General features: G+C 71.4%; 23 protein-coding genes and 1 pseudogene. 9 read left to right on the top strand and 15 right to left on the bottom strand.

Going from position 1 to position 22,366, the window contains the following annotated elements:
- Positions 1-172 precede the first annotated feature (172 nt).
- A complete protein-coding gene (locus ACWD12_RS28145) occupies positions 173-1,120 on the bottom strand; it encodes an alpha/beta hydrolase fold domain-containing protein (protein ID WP_450101912.1) in 948 nt (315 codons plus the stop codon).
- 322 nt (positions 1,121-1,442) lie between these two features.
- Here ACWD12_RS28145 and ACWD12_RS28140 point away from each other — a divergent pair, with 322 nt between their 5' ends.
- Positions 1,443-2,189, top strand: a complete 747-nt coding sequence (locus ACWD12_RS28140; protein WP_450101911.1) for a FadR/GntR family transcriptional regulator — start codon at positions 1,443-1,445, stop codon at positions 2,187-2,189.
- 67 nt (positions 2,190-2,256) lie between these two features.
- Positions 2,257-2,430, top strand: a pseudogene (locus tag ACWD12_RS28135) (alpha-L-rhamnosidase-related protein); the annotation flags it as partial.
- A 135-nt stretch (positions 2,431-2,565) separates the two neighbouring features.
- Here ACWD12_RS28135 and ACWD12_RS28130 read toward each other — a convergent pair.
- The 5 genes from ACWD12_RS28130 to ACWD12_RS28110 all read right to left on the bottom strand — a co-directional run bounded on the left by ACWD12_RS28130 (position 2,566) and on the right by ACWD12_RS28110 (position 10,186).
- Positions 2,566-4,173 (bottom strand): ABC transporter substrate-binding protein, encoded by a 1,608-nt coding sequence (locus ACWD12_RS28130; protein ID WP_450101910.1) that lies wholly within the window; start codon positions 4,171-4,173, stop codon positions 2,566-2,568.
- A gap of 398 nt (positions 4,174-4,571) precedes the next feature.
- On the bottom strand, positions 4,572-6,866 hold the full coding sequence (gene pabB, locus ACWD12_RS28125; protein ID WP_450101909.1) for an aminodeoxychorismate synthase component I: 2,295 nt from the start codon (positions 6,864-6,866) through the stop codon (positions 4,572-4,574).
- Positions 6,863-7,900, bottom strand: a complete 1,038-nt coding sequence (locus ACWD12_RS28120) for a methyltransferase (RefSeq protein ID WP_450101908.1) — start codon at positions 7,898-7,900, stop codon at positions 6,863-6,865. The genes pabB and ACWD12_RS28120 overlap by 4 nt, the downstream gene beginning before the upstream one ends.
- A gap of 115 nt (positions 7,901-8,015) precedes the next feature.
- A complete protein-coding gene (locus ACWD12_RS28115) occupies positions 8,016-9,293 on the bottom strand; it encodes an FAD-dependent monooxygenase (RefSeq protein ID WP_450101907.1) in 1,278 nt (425 codons plus the stop codon).
- A complete protein-coding gene (locus ACWD12_RS28110; protein ID WP_450101906.1) occupies positions 9,290-10,186 on the bottom strand; it encodes a 4-hydroxybenzoate octaprenyltransferase in 897 nt (298 codons plus the stop codon). Before ACWD12_RS28110 ends, ACWD12_RS28115 begins: the two co-directional genes overlap by 4 nt.
- A gap of 439 nt (positions 10,187-10,625) precedes the next feature.
- Here ACWD12_RS28110 and ACWD12_RS28105 point away from each other — a divergent pair, with 439 nt between their 5' ends.
- On the top strand, positions 10,626-10,889 hold the full coding sequence (locus tag ACWD12_RS28105) for a hypothetical protein (RefSeq protein ID WP_450101905.1): 264 nt from the start codon (positions 10,626-10,628) through the stop codon (positions 10,887-10,889).
- A 30-nt stretch (positions 10,890-10,919) separates the two neighbouring features.
- On the top strand, positions 10,920-11,441 hold the full coding sequence (locus ACWD12_RS28100) for a cytochrome P450 (protein WP_450101992.1): 522 nt from the start codon (positions 10,920-10,922) through the stop codon (positions 11,439-11,441).
- Here the strand turns inward: ACWD12_RS28100 and ACWD12_RS28095 are convergent.
- On the bottom strand, positions 11,378-12,037 hold the full coding sequence (locus tag ACWD12_RS28095; RefSeq protein ID WP_450101904.1) for a hypothetical protein: 660 nt from the start codon (positions 12,035-12,037) through the stop codon (positions 11,378-11,380). The two genes, ACWD12_RS28100 and ACWD12_RS28095, sit on opposite strands and share 64 nt — an antisense overlap.
- Positions 12,038-12,389: 352 nt before the next feature.
- Here ACWD12_RS28095 and ACWD12_RS28090 point away from each other — a divergent pair, with 352 nt between their 5' ends.
- Together ACWD12_RS28090 and ACWD12_RS28085 are read left to right on the top strand one after the other, a co-directional pair.
- A complete protein-coding gene (locus ACWD12_RS28090) occupies positions 12,390-13,628 on the top strand; it encodes an acyl-CoA dehydrogenase family protein (protein WP_450101903.1) in 1,239 nt (412 codons plus the stop codon).
- A 258-nt stretch (positions 13,629-13,886) separates the two neighbouring features.
- Positions 13,887-14,477 carry a hypothetical protein gene (locus ACWD12_RS28085; protein WP_450101902.1) on the top strand — a complete coding sequence of 197 codons (591 nt, stop codon included), beginning with the start codon at positions 13,887-13,889 and terminating at the stop codon, positions 14,475-14,477.
- Here the strand turns inward: ACWD12_RS28085 and ACWD12_RS28080 are convergent.
- From ACWD12_RS28080 to ACWD12_RS28045, 8 genes are all read right to left on the bottom strand, one after another.
- Positions 14,411-14,647 (bottom strand): hypothetical protein, encoded by a 237-nt coding sequence (locus ACWD12_RS28080; RefSeq protein ID WP_450101901.1) that lies wholly within the window; start codon positions 14,645-14,647, stop codon positions 14,411-14,413. The genes ACWD12_RS28085 and ACWD12_RS28080 overlap by 67 nt on opposite strands.
- Positions 14,648-14,720: 73 nt before the next feature.
- The gene (locus ACWD12_RS28075; RefSeq protein WP_450101900.1) at positions 14,721-15,221 is read right to left on the bottom strand and encodes a hypothetical protein; all 501 of its coding nucleotides are present in this window, start codon (positions 15,219-15,221) and stop codon (positions 14,721-14,723) included.
- A 433-nt stretch (positions 15,222-15,654) separates the two neighbouring features.
- A complete protein-coding gene (locus tag ACWD12_RS28070; RefSeq protein ID WP_450101899.1) occupies positions 15,655-15,870 on the bottom strand; it encodes a DUF2795 domain-containing protein in 216 nt (71 codons plus the stop codon).
- 67 nt (positions 15,871-15,937) lie between these two features.
- On the bottom strand, positions 15,938-16,357 hold the full coding sequence (locus tag ACWD12_RS28065) for an STAS domain-containing protein (protein WP_450101898.1): 420 nt from the start codon (positions 16,355-16,357) through the stop codon (positions 15,938-15,940).
- Positions 16,358-16,538: 181 nt separating this feature from the next.
- A complete protein-coding gene (locus ACWD12_RS28060; protein ID WP_450101897.1) occupies positions 16,539-17,009 on the bottom strand; it encodes an ATP-binding protein in 471 nt (156 codons plus the stop codon).
- Positions 17,006-18,187: a zinc-dependent alcohol dehydrogenase gene (locus tag ACWD12_RS28055; RefSeq protein ID WP_450101896.1), complete on the bottom strand. Its 1,182-nt coding sequence runs from the start codon at positions 18,185-18,187 to the stop codon at positions 17,006-17,008. Before ACWD12_RS28055 ends, ACWD12_RS28060 begins: the two co-directional genes overlap by 4 nt.
- Before the next feature lie 79 nt (positions 18,188-18,266).
- Positions 18,267-19,310, bottom strand: coding sequence for an SDR family NAD(P)-dependent oxidoreductase (locus tag ACWD12_RS28050; protein WP_450101895.1), 1,044 nt, complete (start codon positions 19,308-19,310; stop codon positions 18,267-18,269).
- Positions 19,311-19,420: 110 nt separating this feature from the next.
- A complete protein-coding gene (locus ACWD12_RS28045) occupies positions 19,421-20,026 on the bottom strand; it encodes a flavodoxin family protein (RefSeq protein WP_450101894.1) in 606 nt (201 codons plus the stop codon).
- A gap of 31 nt (positions 20,027-20,057) precedes the next feature.
- Here ACWD12_RS28045 and ACWD12_RS28040 point away from each other — a divergent pair, with 31 nt between their 5' ends.
- From ACWD12_RS28040 to ACWD12_RS28030, 3 genes are all read left to right on the top strand, one after another.
- Positions 20,058-20,297 (top strand): hypothetical protein, encoded by a 240-nt coding sequence (locus ACWD12_RS28040; RefSeq protein WP_450101893.1) that lies wholly within the window; start codon positions 20,058-20,060, stop codon positions 20,295-20,297.
- Positions 20,298-20,512: 215 nt separating this feature from the next.
- Positions 20,513-21,088: a Dps family protein gene (locus ACWD12_RS28035; protein ID WP_450101892.1), complete on the top strand. Its 576-nt coding sequence runs from the start codon at positions 20,513-20,515 to the stop codon at positions 21,086-21,088.
- 260 nt (positions 21,089-21,348) lie between these two features.
- Positions 21,349-22,326: a sigma-70 family RNA polymerase sigma factor gene (locus tag ACWD12_RS28030; protein WP_450101891.1), complete on the top strand. Its 978-nt coding sequence runs from the start codon at positions 21,349-21,351 to the stop codon at positions 22,324-22,326.
- Positions 22,327-22,366 lie beyond the last annotated feature (40 nt).

Here is a 22,366-nt window from a genome sequence, read left to right as displayed (position 1 = left end):
AACCCTCCAGGCCGCGCCGACGCGCCGGCACCGGTGGGTTCTCGCTAGTAGCCCGCGGGCGTTGACTGGAACGTGTCATGCGTACGCTTCGTCCGCACGCCGGACCCGGGCGCGCGAACGGCTTTGGGGACGCGATGACTTGCCGCGTCCCCAAAGCCGTTCGCGCAGGGATTCAGAGGAGTTCTTCGAGCGTCGCCGGTCCACCCAGCAGCGCGGCGCCGTCGACGATGCGGCCCGCCGCGACGCGGTTGACGAACGCGGCGCTGCGTTCGGCCGCTTCGGTGGCCTCCGGGAGGAATCCGGCGGCGATCTGCCAGGCGTGGGTCATGTGCGGCCACACCTCCATCTCCACGTGCACGCCCGCGCGGGCGGCGCCTGCCGCGAGCGCCAGCGAGTCGTCGAGCAGACGTTCGGCACTCGATACCTGGATGAACAGCGGTGGCAGACCGGTCAGATCGGCGAGGACGGGCGAGACCAGCGGGTCTTCGGCCGGGTGGCCGCCCAGGTAGTGGGTGGTCATCGAGTCGTCGGCGCCGCCGAGGGCGAGGTCCGCCTCCGCACGGTCCACCCAACTGCCGGATTCGTAACGCTCCTTGCGCTGGTCGAACACCCCGGCGTACAGCATCCCGGCCAAGGCGCGAGTGTCGCCCCGTGCGGTGCGGCGCAGCAGGACGCCCATGGCCAGGTTGGCGCCCGCGGACTCGCCGGCGACCACGACGCCCGAGGCCAGCGTGGCGGCGTACTCGAAGGCGGCCTCGCAGTCGTCGAGGCCTGCCGGGTACGGGTCTTCGGGGGCGAGCCGGTACTCGGGCAGGACCACGCGCGCCCGCGTGCCGAGCGCGAGATGTGCGCCGATGGCCCGGCACATACCGGCCGTCCCCGAGAAGAAGGCACCGCCATGCAGGTAGAGGATCACGAGGTCGTCGCGGGCGTCGTCGGGGGTCATGAGGTACGAGCCGTCCCGCAGGTCGCGCGCGGACTCGTCGCGGACACCCGGGAACGGCCGGTACATGGCAGCCTGTTCCGCCGCTGCGCGGCGGTCGGCGGCGCGGTCGGCAGGCGGGTTCGCACGGCCGCTCCGGATGATGCTCTCCATCAAGGCGAAGGCTTTGCTGGGCATGGCCGGGCTCCTCGGTTCGGTGCTGCGGGTCTGCTGAGCGTTGCGCCGCCGATGCGGACACCGGCTGCTTGAAACGTTACAGATCCTGGTCCCGGTGACCGACGGCGGGCGGGGTCTTCGGTACGTTCGTGCGGTACCAGCGACACACCGGCGGCCGTCGGCGGTCGTACGGCCCGGCATCCGTACCCGAAGGGCGTGACCAGCCAGGCGCAGCTTCCCGCCGCCTTCGGGCGCGACCGCTCCGGCCAGGGCGTTTGCCGCGCCGGTAGAGTATTCCTGTACAGGAAATATCCGCCGACTAGCCACCGCAGGGACGGACGCGTTGACCGAGACCGCCGAGCCGCGATCCTGGCGCGGCCCCAAGACCTCGCAGCGCCTCGCCCACGCGCTCGCGCAGCCGATCCTGTCCGGGGCGGTGCGGCCGGGCGACCGGCTGCCGAACGAGCAGGACATGATGGCGCTCTACGGCGCCGGCCGGCCGACGGTACGCGAGGCCCTGCGCCTCCTCGAAGCACGCGGCCTGATCATGCTGAAGACCGGCCCCGGGGGCGGCCCGATCGTACGCCGTCCCGCCAAGGCGAGTCTCAGCGAGGCACTGACCCTGCTGCTCCAGGTCGAGGGCGCCTCGTTCTCGGACGTGACCGATGCGCGCATGGCGCTGGAGCCGATGCTCGCGCGCCGCGCCGCCGAACGCATCACCGACCGTCAGATCGAGGAACTGACCGACTCCGTCGCCAAGTTGCGCGCGAGTAAGGGCGACCGGGAGGTCTTCGCGACGGAGAACCAGCGCTTCCACACGCTGATCGCCGAGGCCGCGCAGAGCGTCGTCCTGGACGTGTTCGTCAGCACGCTCAAGACGATCGCCGACGGGGTGCGGGTGGGCGTCGAGTACTCGGCGCGCAAGCAGGCGGCCGTCGCCGACGCGCACGAGGCGATCGTCGACGCGGTACGTGCTCGCGACCCCGAGCGCGCCGAGGCCGCGATGCGCGACCACCTCGTGGAAGCCGAACGCTACTGGCGGCACCGCTACCCGGAGCTGATGACCCGCCCGGTCCGCTGGACGTACTGAGGCCCTCCGAGGCGGTGCGGTAGCGAGGCAGGGCACGGGTCGTCGACTTGCCCGCGCCGTTGGTGGTCCGCACCTGCTCCCGGTGCTCGCGGACCACGGATACCTCGACGCCGTCTACGAGTTGCTGTTCCAGGACACCGAGCCGTCGTGGCTCGCGATGGTCGACCGCGGCGCGACGACGATCTGGGAGGATTGGCATGGCGTCGACGCGGACGGCAAGGCGCACGCCTCGCTCAACCACTACGGCAAGGGGCGCGGTCGTCGGAGCAGCGGGTGGTTCCACGGGGTGGCGGCACTGATGCACGCCAGAAGGCCGCCGCCCCCGAGTAGGGGGCGGCGGCCTTCCCGCATCGCGGCCGACAGTAGGTCTCGGCTCCTACTTCAGCCCGAGGCGGTCCATGAAGATGTTTCCGGCGTTGTAGTGCTCAACGCCGGTCACCTTGTCGTTGTAGATCGCACCGGTCAGCGACTCGGCGTAGGCCCACAGCGGCACATCGGCGACCAGCGCCTTCTGCAGTTCCGAGTAGGCCTGCTTGCGGACCGCCTGGTCGGTGCTCGCGCGCCCCGCGGCAAGCGCCGCGTCCGCCTGCGGGTTGGACCATCCGCTGAGGTTGAACGGGCTCTGCGAGTACCAGTAGCTGTACAGCATCGGCTCCGGGTCGACCGACCAGATCTGGGTCAGCGTGGCCTGGTAGTCGCGCTGGATCGCGTACTTGGCGATGTACGCGCCGATCTCCAGCGGTTCGATCCGCATGGAGACGTTGGAGAACTCCTTGAGCCGGCTTTGCATGTACTCCGCGACGGCCGCCGACGAGGGGTTCTGCGGGATGAGGTAGCCGAAGTCCACCTTCTTGCCCTCGGCGGCCAGTTCGTCGAACAGGCGTTGCGCCTCGGCTTTGTTCTGCGCCGCCTGGGTGACGGCCGGGTCGACGAACGGGCTGGTGGCGTTGAAGAAGCTCTTCGCCGGCACGTACCCGTTGTTCAACGTTTTCGGGATGTCGGCGGCGTCCAGGGCGAGCGTGACCGCCTTGCGCGCGCGCACGTCGTCGAACGGCGCCTTCTTGAGGTTGAACTGCACCATCTGGCCGCCGTCGGTGGCGAATTCGACGAGGTTCAGGTCCTTCTTCGCGTCCTCGAGGACCTTGCCGTCCGAACTGAGGAACAGGTCCGCCTGCCCGGACTTCACGGAGTTGAACTGCTGCCGGATGTCCGGGACGCTCTTGATCGTGAGCTGGTCGAGCTTGGGCAACCCCTTGTCCTTCTGCCAGTAGTTCGGGTTGCGCTCGAAGACCTGCTCGGCGCCGCGCACCCAGTTCTTGAGCACGAACGGGCCCGCTCCGACCGGGTCGGACTTGTAACTCTCCGGCCCCTTGGCGATCGCCGACGGCGCCATGATGTACGTGAGTTCGGTCGCCACGGCGCGGTCCAGATTGGGGTTGGGCGCGCCGACCGCGGTGAGCTTGACGGTCAGCGGGTCGACGACTTCGGCCTTCAAGCCGCTTGCCACGGCGATGTGCACCGAGCGCGTCGCCATGTCCGCGTGCTTGTCGTAGTTCGCCTTGACCGCGGCCGCGTCGAACGGCGTCCCGTCGCTGAAGACCACCCCGGGGCGCAGCTTCATCGTCCACGTCGAGCCACCGTCGGCGGTCGTCAAGGACTCGCCCAAGTGCCCGGTGACCTGGTGCGACTTGGCATCGATGAAGAACAACGGGTCGTACAGCGCCGCCATCCGCGGCTCGTCCGCCAGCGCCACGTTCGACACCCCGAACGGGTCGAGACCGGCGGAATCCTGCACCGCCAGCATCGTGAGCTTGCCGCCGGCCTTCGCCGGCCCCTGCGAGCCGGCCTCCGACGGCCCCGCGTCGTCGTCCCCGCCTCCCCCACACCCGCTCACCAGTAGCCCGAGGGCCGCCAGGCCGAAGAGCACCCGGGCGGGGCGCCGCGCGGCCCGTCGGCTCCGGCTTCTCGATATCGCCTTGGACACGGTTCCTGCCTCCTCGTTGCACGTGCATCGCGGCCTGGCCGCGGCCGTTCCGGTCGTACTGAAGTGCGGATCCCGGCCGGCGCCGGGACCTTGAACCTGAGCAGGACGCAGACGATTGCACGCGTGCCCGATCCCCCGCCGACACGCACCGTCTTGCGAGATGAAGTGTGCACACACTAGACGTAGCGTCCAGAGAACACACCCCCGAAACGAATCTGTTACCTATTTTGTGTAGGTACTACACCAAGCGCCCCACCGCAGCCGCCCGCACCCGCCGTCGGCTCGCTCGACTCCCCGGCCAGGACCCCGCCGAGAGACCGCGCGACGAGGTGCAGCACAGGCATCAGCGGCCCAGGCGCCGCGTGGTGCCGCCAGGCGACGTACCCCCGGGCATCGGCTCAGCCTGGGTTGCCGGCCGACAGGGTGTGGTGGTCTGTCAGGGGACGCAGGGTGGTGGCGGCTTTGAGGCGCATCTCGGCGTACTCGTCGGCGGGTTCGGAGGCGAGCACGATGGCGCCGCCGGCGCCGATGCTGAGCACGTCGCCCCGGAGGACGGCGGTGCGGATCACGATCGCGAGGTCGGCCGTCCCGGACGCGGAGAAGTAGCCCAGCGCCCCGGAGTAGACACCCCGTGGACCGGTTTCGAGCGAGTCGATGATCTCCATCGTGCGCAGCTTCGGCGCACCCGTCATCGAACCGCCGGGGAAGCAGGCCCGCGCGCAGGCCACCGCGTCGACGTCGGGGCGCAGCGTGCCCCGGATGGTGGAGACCAGTTGGTGGACGGTCGCATAGGTCTCCGTCGCCAGGAAGCCGTCCACCTCGACCGAGCCGACCGTGCAGACGCGGCCCAGGTCGTTGCGCACCAGGTCGACGATCATCAGGTTCTCGGCGCGTGTCTTGGGGTCGGTCTGCAGCGCGCTGCGCAGCGCCTCGTCGGTCGCCGGGTCGGGGCCACGCGGCGCGGTCCCCTTGATCGGGCGGCTCTCCGCGACGCGGTGCCGGTCGACGCGCAGGAAGCGCTCCGGCGAGGCGCTCATGACCTGGGTGTCCGCGAACTTCAGCAGGGCCGCGTACGGTGCCGGGCTGAGCGCCCGCAGACGCCGGTAGTACGCGGCGGGGTCGGCGGGCGCGGGCGCGGTGAGGGTGTCGGTCAGGCAGATCTCGTAACTCTCGCCCTCGGCGAGGCGTTGCCGGCACGTCGCGATGTCCGCGAGGTACTGGCGTTCGGATCTGCGGGTCGTGGCACCGGACATGCCGGATGCGGACGGGTCGGGGGGAGCGGTGGCGTAGGCGGTCGGATCGCCCGGGGCGTCCGGATCCGTGGGTTCAGTGGGGACGGCGGCATCGGGAAGGCCGGTCAGTGACCGGGCTGTTGCGTCCAGCCAGGCCTGCGCGGCGGCCTGGTCGGCTTCGTCGCCCGCGTCGCACAGGGCGACCGCGTACGTGCGGCGCTCCTGGTGGTCGACGGCCACAAAGCGGTCGCAGAACATCCATTGGGCATCGGGTCCGGCGGCGACGTGCCGGTTCGCCGACGCGCCGCAGTCGGACTTGAGCTCGTAGCCGAGGTAGCCGACGTAGCCGCCCTGGAAGTCGAACGGCAGGTCATCGGACGGTTCGACGGTGCGTTCGCGCAGGCGCTCGGGCAGTACGTCGAAGATGCCGCCGGGCCGCACGGCGGCGCTGAACCCGGGTCGGTGTACGGTGACTTGGTCGTGCCCGACGGTGTAGTCGAGGAGTTCGCCGCGCGGGCCGGAGGTGTCGCCGAGGAACGAGAACCGCCCGGCCCGGCTGTCGGTGCGCGCGCTGTCCAGCCAGAACACCGGGTGCGGATCGCGGTCCCCGTACAGCCGGTCGAATACGGCCTGGGTGTCCACCTCCCGGGGCAGGCTGGTGCTGCGGATCCTGAGCGGCGGTACGACAGCTGGTGACGTCACAACCGTCGGGTCCGGCGCCGCGGCCGGCCTCGGGATCTGACCCGTGGGCGTGGGGGAGGAGATGGGCGCGGGCGTGAGCCTCGGCGTGGTCGGGAGCGTGGCGGCGGACACGGGGCGAACGCGTGGAGGTACGGCTGCCGCACGAGTCGCTCTGGCTCGGCCTTGGTTTGAAACGCCCGCCAGAACACGGAAGTTCGCCACGAGCTGCGCGCCGTGCTCGGATGCCACCGATTCGGGGTGGAACTGCACGCCCCACCACGGCAGAACGCGATGGCGCACGGCCATCACGACGCCGTCCTCCGCGCTCGCGAGCACGTCGAGTTCCGGCGGAAGCGGCTCGGCCAGGCAAAGCGAGTGGTAGCGGACCGCGGTGAACCCTTGCGGGATTCCGGCGAAGAGGCCGTCGCCGCTGTGGGTGACCGTGCTGAGGTGTCCGTGCCGGGGGTGCGGCGCCGGTACGACCCGTGCCCCGGCGGCCGCGCCGAGCCCTTGGTGCCCCAGGCACACCCCGAGCACCGGAATGCCGCCGTGCTCGAAGACGGTCGCCGAGTGCCCGAAGTCCGCCGCGCGGCCCGGTTGTCCGGGCCCGGGCGACACCACCGCGGCGTCGTACGCGTCGAGATCGAGCCCGCTCCAACGGCTGTCGTCGTTGGTGACCACGTCGGGTTCGCCCCCGAACACGGATGCGAGCAATTGGAAGACGTTGTAGGTGTAGGAATCGTGGTTGTCGATCAGCAGGACCCGGGCGGCGTCGGTCATTTGATGCCGACCACCATGGACTCGGGACCGGCCAGGTGCTCGCTCCGGGTCTCCCGGAAGCCCACCTCCTCCAGGAGCGCACGGCACTCGGCGGCGGTGCAGGCCGCGCCGCCCGGCGTCTCGATGAGGACGTTCAGGCTCAGCAACAGTGCCGTGGCGTTCCTCCGCCGGTCGTCGTCGAGGAACGACTCGAAGGCGACCAGCGCCCCGCCGTCGGGCAGTGCCGCGTACGCCTTGGCGACCAGGTCGCGCTTGGCCGCCGCGTCCCAGTCGTGCAGCATGTGCCCCAGCACGAGCACGTTGGCGTGCGGGAGTTGATCGGTACGCAGGTCGCCGGCACGGAAGGAGACGTGCTCGGCGAGACCCGCTTCCGCGACATCCTCCGCGAACACCTGTGCGGATGCAGGTAGATCGAATCCGACGCCGGTCAAGTGCGGCTGGTCGAGGAGGAGTCGGCGCAACAGGCCGCCGTCACCCGCCCCGATGTCGGCGACGGTCCGGTACTGCTTCCAGAACGTCGTCCGCCCGGCCAACGCGTCGATCGACGGCATGGAGAGCTGGGTCATCGCCCGCTGGAAGAGGCGGGCGCGTTCCGGGTCCTGGTAGATCGCCGAATACGTGTCGCCGCTGTCGCGCCCCTCGTTCTGCGGTCGGCCGGTCCGGAGGGCGGTGGTCAGTCCTCCCCAGAATCCGTAGAGCCTGGCGTTGGCCATCGCGAGGCCGTCACCGATGTACGTGGGCTTGCCGCGGTCCAGGAAATGGTCCGTGAGTGCGGTGTTCGCGTAGCGGCCGCCGTCGCGTTCCAGGAGCCCGAGCGCGACGAGGGCGTCGAAGAAGTCGCGTGCGGAACGCCGGTGGATGCCCAGCGTCTCGGCCAGGGCGTGTGCGTCGAGGCCGCCCTCGCGGGCGAGTTCGTCGAACACGCCCAGTTCGACCGCGCTGAGGAAGGTCTTGGAGGCGGTGAAGCCGAGTCCGAGTTGCACGAGGTAGTCGGGGGACATCGCCGGGGCGGCGTCCGACGGGCCGGTGGGCATGGCGAAGGAGTCCTTGCGTCGGTGGCGGTGGCGGTGGCGGTGGCGGTGGCGGAGCGAATCGGATCGGATCGGATCGCGTGGCGGAGCGGCTGACGCGGCGGACCGGAAGCGGGCCTCACGCGAGAGCGGCCGCCTGCGCCTGGGCCTCGGCGTCGTGGCCGTACGTCTCCGCGAGACGCGCGATCAGGTCCTCGGGGGCGAGACTGGCCGCCAGTTCGGCGCCTTGCGGGGAGTGCATGAGCGACGCGTAGTCCCTGGACTGCGCCTGGACGCGGGCGGTGCGCGGCCCCCGCAGGGAGTGGAAGCGCCGCAGTGCTTCCGGGACGCCGATGCGGCCCGCATGACCGAGCAGCGTGGCGAGCGCGACCGCGTCCTCGATGGCCTGGCAGGCACCCTGGGCCTGGTGCGGCAGCATCGGATGGGCCGCGTCGCCGATCAGGGTCGTACGGCCCGTGCTCCATGTGGCGAGCGGGTCCAGGTCGTACAGCGGCCACCGGTGGAACCCGGGGCAGGCGAGGACGGTTGCGGCCACCTCCGGGTCCCAGCCCGCGAAGGCGTCCGCCAGGTCCGCGGACGGGACGCGCCCTGGTCCGCCGGGCGCGCCCGGCCGACCAGGCCTGCCGGCCCCGCCGACGCCGTCAACCCGGTCATCCGCGTCAACCCCGCCGCTGCTGTCGACCGAGTGGTCCCCGGCGACGGCCGACGGCATAGCGGTCCCGGGCAGCACCGCGACGACGTTGAGGAGCCGTCCCGCGTCCATCGGGTAGCACAGGAAATGCCGGTCACGTCCGATCCACAGCCTGACGGCCGTCTCCGAGCCCCGGTCCGCCGGCCCGCGGACCGCCACGCCCCGGTACGCGTCCATTCCCGAATGCCTCGGCGTACACCCGGGGTTCGTGTGTTCGCGCAGCACCGAGCGCAGGCCGTCGGCGCCGACGAGCACATCCGCGTCGACCGACGATCCGTCGGCGAACGACGCGCGGACCCGGTCCTCGGACTCCTCGACGCCCGTGCACCGGCTGCCGGTCCGCAGCACCCCGGCGGGCAGCAGGGCGGCCAGCATGCGGCGCAGGTCCGCCCGCCGCAACGTGTGGTGGTCCGCACCGAACCGCTCGGCGTACCCGGGGCGCACAGGGACCCGCAGCAGTACGTCGCCGTCCCGCCAGCGCAGGAACTCCATCGACGCGGGTCGGCACGCGGTGTCGCGCAGCGCGGGGCCCGCTCCGAGGCGGTCGAGAAGGCGTACCGCGTTGGGGCTCAGTTGCAGACCGGCCTCGCCTTCCGAGGGCTCGGCCGCCTGTTCGTGGACGGTGACGGCCAGGCCGGCCCGGTGGGCGGCGACGGCGAGGGTCAGGCCCGCGATGCCGCCGCCGACGACCGCGATCCGCGTCACAGCGCGCGCCCGGCGAGCACGGCGGCCAGCACCAGTGCGGCGAACGGGGCGTTCGAGAGGAACGCCCGATGGCACACCGCCGGGTCGGCGGTGTCCAGGCCGCGGAGCTGACGGGCCAGGTGAAGTCCGGCGACCGCGAGCAGCGGCCAGAACAACACCCCGAGGCCGGCCAGCGCGCCCGCCACGGCGATGCCGGCGACCGTGGCCGCATAGAGGGCGGCGACCAAGGGCACGGTGCGGTCGCCGAGACGGACCGCGGCGGAGCGTACTCCGGCGATCTTGTCGGCCTCGCGGTCCTGATGGGCGTACACGATGTCACAGCCGATCGACCAACACACCAGGCCCAGGTACAGCGCGATTCCGGGGGCGCCAAATTCACCGGTCGCCGCGACGCACGCGACCGGTACGTAAATCGTGAGCGTGAAACCCAGCCATACGTGCGGCCAGTTGGTGATCCGTTTCATGAACGGATAGGCGATCATCGGCACCCAACTGGCGGCCGTCAACCAGAAGACGGCCGCCCCCGCCACGAGCGGGACCGCCAAGGCCACGACCATTTGTGCGGCGAACAGCAGCCACGCCCCGCGCACGGTGATCCGCCCGGCGGCCAGGGGCCGGTCGGCGGTACGCGGCACCTGTGCGTCGAAGCGGCGGTCGACGATGTCGTTGACGGTGCACCCGGCCGCACGCATGAGCGCCCCATGGCCGAGCACGAGCACCAACAACCACGCCTGAGCCGGGAGTTCGGCGGTCAGCGCAAGGGCGATCCAGCCCGGGAGCACGACGAGCCACGTGCCGATCGGCCGGTCCAGCCGCATGAGTTCGAGGTACGGGCGGATCCGCGCCGGGGCGCGGCCGACCCAGCGTGCCGCGGCCCGGGGCCGGTTCGGCACGGGGACCGCGGCGGTTCGCTCGCCCGCAGTTCGCTCTGTTGCCGGAGTCGTCGACGTAGGTGGAGTCACGGCGCGCCCTCGCGGTCCCCGTCGTCGCGGTTTCCGTTGTCAAGCGCCCCGTCGAATCCCGGGACACCGGACCGGAATTCTCCGGATCCGAGCGGTCGGATATCGGAACCTACGAATAATTGGGGGGCCAAGAGAGTGCCCGCGCCCATCGCTTCCATCGCGCAAAAACCCCGGCCGTCCGTGCTCCAATGTTTCCGGTGAAACGTAGCGTATTGTTCCTTGCAAAGCGAAAGTCCCACCGGAACTCGGGGCCTTGGACATGTGGCAACGGGGCCTTTGTCAGGGGCCGTTCACGCGACACGGACGGCTAGCGGAATACCCCGAATGGCCCACAGGCTCGTGGAGTGCGGGGAACCTGCGTGACACCGTCATGTGCCGATTCCTCGAACTCCGCGACGCCGTGTACCGGGACGCCGGCCCCGAACTGCGCAACTATCTGCTCGGTCTCGGGCAGTGGATGCGCGCGAACCTCGACTGGGCCCTGGGCAGCCACCGATACCGGACCGAACCAGGCGCCGCGGCGCTCTACCGGGACGAGCCCACCGCGACCGGCGACCTACCCGCGCAGCTCGCCTCGATCTCGTGGTGGTGGCAGTTGGACGGCGGCTTGCCGCGCGCGGGACGGGACACATGAGGCGCATCCGGTCCGGCGCGCGCGTCCCTCCTGAAGCGTCGGGCCGCCCCGAAACTCCCGCACCTCCCGAAATCCTCGGCCCTGTACCCGCTGGCGCTGATCACGCGCCGCAGCAACGCCCCCGCGGTCGTCGCCGGCATCCCGGTCCCGCCCGGGGCCGAGTTCGTCGTCAGCCATTACGCCATCCACCGCGACGCCCGCCTCTACGACGATCCGCTGGCCTTCCGCCCGGACCGGTGGCTCGCCCCACAGTCCGCCGCGCTGCCGAAGGGCGCGTACGCCCCCTTCGGCTCAGGGGCCCGAAAGTGCATCGGTGACCACTTCGCCTGGCTCTCCATGACCGTCGTCGTCGCCACTGTGCTGCGCCGCCACCGTCTGGTTCCGGAGCCGGGCCACGCACCGCGTGAGGTGCCGGCCGCCCATCCCCATCTGCACCGTCTTCCCATGACGGTCCGCCCCGCGGCGCGCACGGCCCGGCGGGCGGGGCGTCAGAGGGCTGCCATGACCAGGGGGCGCAGTCGTTCGGTCAAGGTCTCCTCGGAGACGGCCTGATAGAAGGACGGAGCGCCCTGCCCGACCTGGTACGTGAAGGCCGCCGGGCAGCCCACCGCGGCGCCTTTGGGATCGACGGAGTCGCTGTCGATCTCGACCGCGGCAACCTGCCGGCCGGTCTTCAATTCGTAGACGGTGAAGGTGTACGTCGCCGCGTACAGGTCCACGTTGGGGATGGTGTCCGTGCACTCCCTGAGCAGGGTGTCACCGCGCTTGCGCACACCGGTCTCACACACCAGCAGTTGCGCCCGCGGCACTTCCCAGTCCCAGCGTGTCCTCGCCTTGTCGTACGCCACCCACTCCCGCGGCAGCGAAGAAGTGGCCTCGCCGACGGTCAGGTGGGGTGGCGGTCCGGCGTACGGTGCCGCCGCCGGGTCGGGGGAGGTGAATTCGAGCGCGTCCCCGCAGTCCAGGTAGGGGAGCGTGCCGGTCGACGGGGTCCCCGTGCCTGCCGACCCGGACCGCGGGGGAGGCGTCGAGGCTTCCGGCCCCGCCGCCGAAGCCGCGGACGACGAGGTCCCGTTCGATGCCGTGCAACCCGTCACCCCGAGCAGCAGCCACGCGGTGACCACAACGACGGCTGTTCGCACCGACATACGCACCCTGTTCCTGATCTCTGACCCGTCATTTGCCACCTTTGCGCAGTTCGAGCCCGGCGTGGGCGCGTACCAGTGGGTAAGTTCTTTGCGCGCTTTGTGGGTCCGGACCACGCTCCGGGGTGCATGTGGCGGCAACCAGCTTGGAAATCAAGCGTGTTGGGGGGCGGTCCGGTGGTTCGAGTGCTGATAGAACCGGTAGAGGCCGCACAGCGACCAGGCAATGCGCGCACCGATTCCGCAGGGAGCCGCCCGTGTTGTGGACCGACCGCCGTGGCGGCGATTCCGGCGTGGCGGAGCACGCCCGGCACCGACCCCGTTGACCCCAGCCACCGTGCAGGAGGAACAACCCATGGCCGTCGGATTCTCGCTCTCCCCTGAGCAGGTCGAACTCAAGCTCCAGGCAAGGGAATTCGCGCGAGAGAATCTCGCCCCGCTGGTCGATCGGGTGCGCGGCACCGCGGATCCGCACGAGGCCGCGCTGCTGGTCCGGCCCGCCCACGAGGCGGCCGTCCGGGCGGGGCTGGTCAAGGCGATGATCCCCGAGGGCTTCGGCGGGTCGCTGCGCAACGGCGTCGACGTCGCCATCGTGGTCGAGGAACTCGCCACGGTCATGCCGGACTTCGTGGCGGGCATGGGCGGCGTCCTGCTGGCGCTCACGCCGGTGTACTTCGGCGGCGACCCGGAGCAGACGCAGCGGTTCCTGGCGCCGTTCCTGGCCGACGAGGGCGCGCCGCAGGCGGTGATGGCGCTCAGCGAGCCGTCCGGCACCGCCAACTTCGCCGCCCCGCCGCCGGCCGAGGGGATCCGGACGACCGCGGACCTCGACGGCGACTCCTGGGTCATCAGCGGGGAGAAGCAGTGGTCGGCGAACCTGGCCGGTTGGGACGGCAGCGGCCCGGAACTGATGGTGGTGGCCTGTCGTACACCCGGTGGCGTGTCGCTGATCGGCGTCGAACACGAGCACTTCACCGCCGACAATCTCAAACTCCTGGAAACCATGGACCTTCCCGGGCTGCGTGGCCACCTCACGCAGCGGGTACGCCTCGACGGCGTCCGCGTCCCCCGCGGCAACCTCATCGGCGCGGAAGGCATGGGCCCCGACCTGGCCCACCTGGCGTTCGCCACGACCTCGGCCGCGGTCGGCGTCATGGCCACCGCGTCCATGCGGGCGGCCTTCGACATCGCGTTCCGCTTCGCCAAGGAGCAGACCCGCGGCGGCGGCGTGCCGATCATCGACCACCGCCCGGTGGCGGACCTGCTGAGCGACGCCAAGGGCAGGATCGAGGCGACCCGGCTGCTGTCCTGGCGGGCCCTCGACGCGGTCGCCTCCGGCGACCCGGCGGGCCTCGAACTTGCCTTGCACGCCAAGGTCTTCGGATCCGAGACCGCGGTCGAGGTGATCCACGGGCTGATCCAGGTCGTCGGGGTCCAGGCGTACAACCGCGAGTTCCCCCTCATCCATCACCTCCTGAACGCGACCGCCTATCCCATCTTCGAAGGCGGCAACGTCGGCGTCCGCCGCCGCCAACTCCAAGGTGTGCTCGCCGCGGACGGCTGGAATCCGCTCACGGCCTCGGGGCTCGCCTGACAGTCGCGTCGTCGGGTTGTACGGGTTGTCGCGCCGACACGCCCACACTCCGACACACCGCTTCCGGCCGTCGCGCGCCGCCGGGCTCGGGGCTCGCTTGATGCCACTAGGCGTGATGTCGAACGGGCCCGGAGCAGGCGCGGAACACCCCTGGAGCGGCCCCGACACGGGACGCGGCACGGTCCGGGGTCGGCTCGGCAGGCTGGAGGCATTGCTAGTCTCGCCGAGCCTGGACGACGTGTGCATGCGGGGAGTGTTGTGAGCGATCAGCCGAAATGGGCCTGGTGGGTCGTGGGGATCGTGATCCCCGTGGCGGGGATCGTGGTCTCGATCCAGTTGGCCACAAACTCCGGTTCGGACGACGACGACAAGGCGCAGTCGACGAACACCGCGCTACCGGCGCCCGCCGCCTCGGGTGGCGGAAACCCGCCCCCGGCGTCCAACTCCGCGGTCCCGCCCGCGGGGAGCGGGCCCGCGAAAGTGCTCGCCGGGCCGACGCGCATCACGCTGAGCGAGGACGCCGACTACATCGACCTGGACAGCCCCTCGCCGACCGCCCAGCCCTCGGGCAAGGGCGTCGACGCGTTCGTCGGATTCAACCTCCCGGACCTGACGCTCGGTCCGCCCCGCTCCGGCGACGTCATGGCGGTCGCCCCGTCCGAAGGCCGGGACCCGACCCGGGACGACTGCAATCAGGCCATCGCCAAGCGCGGCACCTCCACGAGCGGCGAACTGGCCCAGGGCATGCGGCTGTGCATCCAAACCGACGAGGGTCACACTGCCTACCTGCGCATCACCAACGCTCCCACGCGCAAGTCGGTCACATTTGAAGCCACCGTCTGGGAGTGACCTGGGAGTGACCGCGGCCCGGCGAGGCCCGCCCACACGCGGAGTTGGTGCGCGTGGGCAGCGCGGGTCGTCAGGTAGCCGAGTTCGTCGTTGACCAGCCGCAGCCGCAGCCGCAGCCGCAGCCGCAGCCGCAGCCGCAGGTCGTTGTCGGCGACGGCCGCGGCGAGCACAAGGATTCCGCCCCGCGGCGGCTTTCGGCCGCGTGGAGCTGGACGTCCGGCCCGGCGCCGCGCCGTCGGGGAGTCAGTTTGCCGCGTACACCGCCAGTTGCGCTGCCAAGTACGCGGTGAGGGCGCCCTCGTCGACCAGTTCGGCGAGTTCGGCGGTCAGGGGCATGTCCTCGGCCGGTTCGGTCTCGGCGTCGTACCACTCCGCGGAGTGCGGGCGGATCACGACGGCGAGCCACCCGGCGAGATCGCGTGGTTCGGGCACCTTCGCGTCCATCAGCGGGTGCCCGTCCTCCGGCGCGAACTGGCCGACCTCGTGCGGGAACACGTACCGCCACCCGGCGAGTTCGTCCCAGCAGAGCCGCAGCCAGGCGGGCGGGTGGTCGCATCCCGGGGCCGGTTCGGGGCCGTCGTGGACCTCGATCACGATGCCCAGCACCGGTACCTCGGCGTCGGTGCCGCCTTCGGCGGTCACCGCGCAGCCGGGGGAGTGGTGGGCGACCACGGATACGTGCTCGACCAGCGGGGCGAGTGCCTCGCCGACCGCGGCCGCGTAGCCGGCGTGTGCGAGCGCCATCCGGCTCGCCTGATTCGTCGCGTGACGCTTTGTCTCCATTGTCTCCACACCCAGGTCCAACGAGCCGAGGCGCCGCAGGTCCCCTCGGCGTCGGTCACGCCTTGGTTGCGGCTCGCACCCGCCAGTTGGCCGCGCAGCCACGGCCGCGGGTGCGGCGGCCCGGATGCCGGGGAAGCGTCCGGGCCGCCGAGCGGGGAGGCCGCGCGCCCGGTCGGGGGAGTGAGGCACGCGGGTGGAGGACCGTGCGGCTTGTGTATCGCCGTACGCCTCCCCGGATGACCTCACGGTAGGCAGAGGCGTCCGTCCGGAAGGTGCGCCACGCGCAGTCAAAAACGATCAACATCAAGCGTGTTGCGACGCGCGCGGTCCACCTGCGGGCGGCAACACCGAGGATGCTTTGCGGCGACGGCGTGGAAGGTGATGCGGCGGCCGCTCAGGGGCCGCACTCGTTCTGGGCGAAGCGGCCGATGAGGGTCATGCAGACCTGGTCGGGACCCACGATGGGGCGGTCCGGCAAGGCCGCCAGAGCGCGTACGACGGCTTCGGAGGCATGTCGGGCGCGGGCATGTGCGGCAAGTTGGCTCGGCCTGGCCGGGTACATGGCGCCGTGCAGGGCGTGGCGCAGGGCGCCCAGTTGGGTGCGGTCCAAGGCCGGTCTAGGCGGCGGGGCGGTCACCGTGATGCTCCGGGGGCGGGAAGGGGCGTACGTGGCAGGGTCAGCCGGTTCGCCGCGGGCGGGCGGCGGCGCCGGCCGGGGGAAGAGTGTCGGCGGGGGCGCCGTCGGTACGGAAGAGGACCGCGGTGCCGGTGATCTGCAGCAGGCGTTTCAGCTGGCGGCTGGGCGTCAGCGTCAGCGCGACCCCGGCGTGCTGGGCGTGGTCGCGTACCCGGAGCAGGGCGTGCAGCCCGGCGGAGTCGCAGAACGACACCCCGGCGGCGTCCAGGTGCAGCCCGGACGGCCGCCGGTTCAACGCTCTGTCCAGTGCGCTGCGCAGGTGGGCCGCGTTGTCCTGGTCGATCTCCCCTGCGAGGTGCACGACGGCACGCTCGGGGTCGTGCTCGGTGCGCATCTCCAGCGGCGGGAGGCCGGTGACGTCGATGCCGACGCGGGGCGGCGGGGAATGTGGACGCGACATGGCAGGAGTCTCCTGGCGAGTCGAGTGGAACCCTTCCGACCACCATGCTCCCCGCCGGGATGCACGTCAAGGAATGCATGAATTGATTTTCATGTGTTCATCGCTTGCGGGCATCCGTCCGGCGGCCCGTACCCGCCGGCCCACCTGCGTCGAGGGTCGGTGAGCCGGACCGCCGCGCTGGTCAGGGCCGCCGGGTGACGACGGCGGTGATCACCTTGCCGTCCGGGACGGTCCGCAGGTCGAGCGTACGGCTGAGGCGGCGCACCACGAGGAGGCCGAATCCGCCGGGCGGCCGTTCGTCCGGTACCGCGGCAAGCCACGTGCGTCCGCCGTCCCGCATCGACACTTTGACGGCGTCCGTCGCGACCGAGACCGTGAGGCGGTACGGGCCCGGGGCGTGGCGGTGGGCATTGGACACCAATTCGGCAACCACCATGACCACGTCGCGTACGGTCTCCTCGGCGACCGCGGGATCGGGGTCCGTGAGGACTTGCGCGGTCAGGTCGCGCGCCCGCCGCACGGCCCCGGCGGTCTCGTCGAGATCGAGCGTCAGCACAGGCGGCCCGGGCTCCATCGGCGGTTCGTCCTCCAATGTCTCGTCGGGCATCCGAAGAGCCGCGTCTCCCGTCGCGGCGGGGTACGGGCCGATCATGGCCGCAACAGCACCTTGACAGCGCCGTCGCTCTTGCCGCGGAACATCTCGTACGCGTCCGCGGCCTGGCCCAGCGGCAGGTGGTGGGTGGCGAACTGCTCGGTGCCGAGCGGGTCGTCGTCGGCGAGCAGCGGAAGGATGTCGTCGGTCCAGCGGCGTACGTTGGCCTGCCCCATCCGTAGTTGGATCTGCTTGTCGAACAGCGTGAGCATGGGCATCGGGTCGGTCATGCCGCCGTACACGCCGACGACCGAGATCGTGCCGCCGCGCCGGACCATGTCGATCGCGGTGTGAAGCGCGCTGAGCCGGTCGACGCCGGCCTTGCGCATGACCTTCTCGGCCACCTTGTCCGGGAGCAGGCCGGTCAGTTGCTGCGCGGCCTTGGCGATCGGCGCGCCGTGCGCCTCCATGCCGACCGCGTCGATGACCGCGTCGGGCCCGCGGCCCTCCGTCAGGTCGCGCACCGCGTCGGCGACGTTGTCGTGGTCGCGCAGGTCCAGCACCTCGACCCCGCGTTCCTCGGCGCGGCGCAGGCGTTCGGGGACGAGGTCGACACCGAACACGCGTACGTCGCCGCGGTGGAGCGCGATGCGGGCGGCCATCTCGCCGATCGGTCCGAGGCCGAGCACGGCCAGCGTTCCGCCGGTCGGCACGTCGGCGTACGCGACGGCCTGCCACGCGGTGGGCAGCACGTCGGACAGAAACACGAAGCGGTCGTCCGGCGGGCCGTCGGGGACCTTGATCGGCAGGTGGTCGGCGAACGGCACCCGGACGAACTCGGCCTGCCCGCCGGGGACCTGCCCGTACAGGCGGGTGTATCCGAACAGCGAGCCGCCGGTGCCCTGGTCGCGGTTCTGGGTGGTCTCGCACTGCGAGTGCAGGCCTTGCCCGCACATGAAGCACGTGCCGCAGGAGACGTTGAACGGGACGACGACGCGGTCGCCGACCTTGAGGGTCCGCACGTCGGGCCCCGCCTCCTCGACGACGCCCATCGCCTCGTGGCCGAGGATGTCGCCCGGCGTGAGGAACGCGCCGAGCACTTCGTACAGGTGGAGGTCGGAACCGCAGATGCCGGTCGACGTGACGCGGACGATCACGTCGGAAGGGTCCTTGATCGTCGGGTCGGGGACGGTGTCCACGCGGACGTCCCGACGTCCTTGCCACGTCACGGCTTTCATTGCGTCTCCTCAGGGTGCGAGGGGGTGGGCTTCATGGGGTTCGTGGGCCCAAGTCCGGTCACGGCCTCGGGCGTTGTCATCAGGTCCCCTGGGGGCCCGGCTCGTTGAAGCGCCGTGCCGCGCGCTCTCCCAGTACCGCCGCCTTGCGGGACCATGCGGGGGTTCCGCGCTCGCGGGCGACGGTGCCGGGCACATCCGCAGATACGCCGTCACCGCCGTCGGCCGATGAGCCGGCCGGTGAGCCGGTCTGCGGGTCGGCCGGCGCGTCGGGCAGCACCCGCGTGGCGAGCGCGAGGGCGCGTACGGTCGTCGCGGGGGCGATCCCGTGCGCCAACACGGCGGCCTTGGCGGCAGGGGTGAGCACGAGCTCCGCCCGGCGCCGGGCGGCGGCGCGCACGATCGCGCGGGCGGCGCGCTCGGCGTCCATCGACAGCAGCGGCAGCGACGCGGCGGCCGCGAACCACGCGTACTCCTTCTCGGGTTGGCCGCCGAAACGGGCGGCCCGGTGCGAGCCGGTGCGCATCAGGCCGGGGACCACGGTGGTCACCGAGACCCCCGATCCGGCGAGTTCCGCGCGCAGCCCCTCGGAGAAGCCGACGGCCGCGAACTTCGCGCAGTCGTACGGCAGAAGGTGCGGAGCCGCGATGCGACCGCCGATGGACGTCACGTTGACCACCCGCCCGTCACCCCGTGCCCGCATGTCGGGCACCAGGGCGAGGGTGAGCCGCATCGGCCCCAGGAACATGACGTCCATGGCCGCCTCGAACTGCTCGGGTGCGACGGACTCCACCGGGGCCACCGAGATGATCCCGGCGTTGTTGACCAGGACGTCGATACTGCCGAAATCCTTGCGGACCGCGTCGACGAGCCCGTCCACCTGGCGGGTATCCGCCAGATCGCAGACGAACGGCGTGACCCGGCTGCCCGTCGCGTCCCGGATGTCCTCCACGGCCCGGGCGAGTTCCGCCCCGTCCCGTGCGCAGATCGCCACCCGCGCCCCGTGCGCCGCCAACTCGCGCGCGATCAGGAGCCCGAGTCCGCGGGAGCCGCCGGTCACCAGGGCGGTGCGGTCGCGGAACCACGCCCGCCTGCGACGGGTGAACGTCAGCATGGTCCCGCCCATGGCAACCTCCGATCGACGATTTTTCGCCGTGTCCGTGTTGCGCGGCTGTCCCCGCTGTCGCGAGACAAACCCGTCATTCGGCTCCGAGCCGGGCGAGCGGCCGAGGACGCCTACTCCGGCGGGGCACCCAGCGGCGTGGCCTCAAGCGCGCGGGCGACACCGACGAGATTGGCCGCCATCGCGCGTCCGGTCTTGTGCGACCAATCGTGGCCGCGCCGCTCCTCGAGGTAGTCCGGCCCCGGCCCCGGGCCCAGGTGCCAATAGGTCCAGGCCTGGCCGGGGACGGTGTAGCCGATGTCGCCCAGGGCGCCGGCGATCTCGCTGACGACGTGATGGGCGCCGTCCTCGTTGCCGGTCACCACGACTCCGGCGACGCGGTTGTACGCGAGCGGGACGTCGTCGTCGTCGGTCTCCGCGATCATGGCGTCCAACCGCTCCAGCACCCGCTGCGCCACCGATGACGGACGCCCCAGCCACGTCGGCGAGGCGATCACGAGAATGCGCGACGCCAGAACCTTTTCGCGGACTTCGGGCCACGCGTCACCCGGGCCCATGTGGCTTTCGACGCCGGGCTTGATGTCGAGGTCGACCGCGCGGACGTCGTCCACTTCGACACCCCGTTCGCGAAGCGCGTCGGCGACGACGGACGCGAGGGCGTGCGTGTTCGAGTCCTGGGGGGACGGCTTGAGGGTGCAGTTGATGATCAAAGCGCGCATGGTCCGGCGACTACCCGCCCGGACCTCCGACATGCGGGCACGACTCCGGCCAGGTCGGCACAATTGCCGCGACGCGGTTTTGCTTCCGGCGGAAGGCCCCTGGGGCAAGCGCCTGCACCGGCACCAAGGCGAGGATTCGACGCTCCCGGGCGGGGGCCGGGTCGTGGTGGCCACGACGCACCCGTCCGCGGTGCTTCGGGCACCGGACCGCGACGCGGTGTTCGCCGGGCTCGTCGACGATCTGAGGGTCGTGTGCGCTCTGGCGGGCTGAGCGTCCTTGACGTGTGGCGGGGCGTACGAGCGACTCGGCTGCCGTGCTCCGCGTGCGTTTGATCAGCCGCGTTTGGGCCGGGGGTAGGCCGGGCAGTCGCGCGGGGCGGGCGGGGCGCCGACTGCGGTGCCCCCCGCGTTGACCGTCGACATCGGCGCCGATATCGACGCCGACGTCGGCACAGAACACGACCCCGGAGCCATACGGAGGCCGACATGGGCAACTCGTCCGACAACACCCCGGCGTACACCGTCCCCGGTCTGAAGACCGACGACGCGGCGCAGGTGGCCAAGGCGCTCCAGCAGCGCCTGCATGCGCTCAACGACCTGCACCTGACGCTCAAGCACGTGCACTGGAACGTGGTCGGTCCGCACTTCATCGCCGTCCACGAAATGCTCGACCCGCAGGTCGCGGCCGTGCGCGCCATGGTCGACGAGATCGCCGAGCGCATCGCGACGCTGGGCTGCTCGCCGGTCGGCACGCCGGGCCGCCTGGTGGCCGAACGTTCGTGGAACGACTACGAGCTCGGCCGTGCCGACACCATGGCGCACCTCGGCGCGCTGGACATCGTCTACGACGGCGTGTGCGCGGATCACCGTGCCGCCGTCAACGGGGTCACCGAGGCCGATCCGGCGTCGCAGGACATGCTCATCGGCCAACTCCGGCAGCTCGAACAGTTCCAGTGGTTCGTCCGCGCCCATCTCGAACAGTCCGGGGGCAGCCTCTCGACCGCCGGCGCGGACTCCCTCGCCGACGCCGCCAAGCAGGCTCAGAACTCCGCACGCTCCTGAGTCCGGTTCCGGCTCGGGGGCGGGGCCTCAGGCCCGGGATCTGGTCGGCGCCCGGATTTGATGCGTTTTGTTGGCAATCAGCGGGTACGAGGGCAACGTACGCGCCCATGTCGGGCAGCGTCGCCGGGCGGTAGGTGAGGTCCGCCCGGATACGGCACACGATGCCGGTCCGCAGCGCCTGAAGCAGTCCGGCGCACGGCGGGCCCTCCGCCGGATGCCGGCGGCGAACGTCCGCAACCCCGTTGAAGGAGCGGATAGCCATGTCGAACATTCGCACGAATGCGGGTGCTACTGCGCCCGTCCGCGACGCCGAGGCACGCATAGCCGAGGCACCCATATGGGAGACCGAGCCGCCGTCGTGGGAGAACCGGACGTACGAGCACACGGGGTCGGATGGCACCGGGCCCGGGTCGGCCGCGCGCGTGGTGGACGAGGCGCTGGGCTGGACCACCGAGGAGATCCGGGCTCTGGACGCCTCGCAGGCGCGGACCGCGACGGACGCGCTGCTGCGCAGGCTGCGAGCCCTGGACCAGGGGTCGGTCGCCTACAGCCGGGTGCGGGCGCGATTGGTCGAGGTCAATCTGTCGCTGGTGCGGTTCGCGGTGCGAGGGATGAGCAACCGCGGGGCGTCCCGCGAGGACGTGATGCAGACCGGGATGGTCGGGCTGATCAAGGCGCTCGACGCGTTCGACCCGGAGCGCGGCATCGCGTTCGCGTCCTATGCGCTCCCGACGATCCGCGGCGAGGTCAAGCGGCTGTTCCGCGACACCTGCTGGCCGGTCCACGTGCCGCGCGGACAGCAGGAGCTGTTCCTCGCGGTCACCAGGGCGGCCGACACGCTTCACCAGCGGCTGGGGCGCGAGGCGTCCAACGGCGAGGTCGCCGCCCATCTCGGCATCGACGAGGGCGAGGTCGCGTACGGACGCGACGCCGACCACGCCTACTCCGTCGACTCCCTGGACACCCCCGTCACCGACGCCCGGCACGGGCGGGCGGCAGCCCTGGTGGAACGGCTCGGCGCCGAGGAACCCGAGCTGGACCTCGTCGAGTTCCGTGCATCCGTCCGCCCCCTGATCGCCCGGCTCGACCACCGTGACCAGGAGATCCTGAAACTGCGGTTCTGGGACTGCCTGTCGCAGAGCGAGATCGGACAGCGCCTGGGCCTGTCCCAGATGCACATCTCCCGCCTGCTCAACCGCATCCTCGGCGAGCTGCGCGGCAACCTGTCCGCCGCGTGACGCCGTCGGCTCTGGGAGCCGTGACCCCGTCGGCTCTCGG

The organism is Streptodolium elevatio (assembly GCF_053592165.1).
Note: the sequence above shows the minus strand (reverse complement) of the source record. Positions and strands in the feature narration are given on the sequence as shown.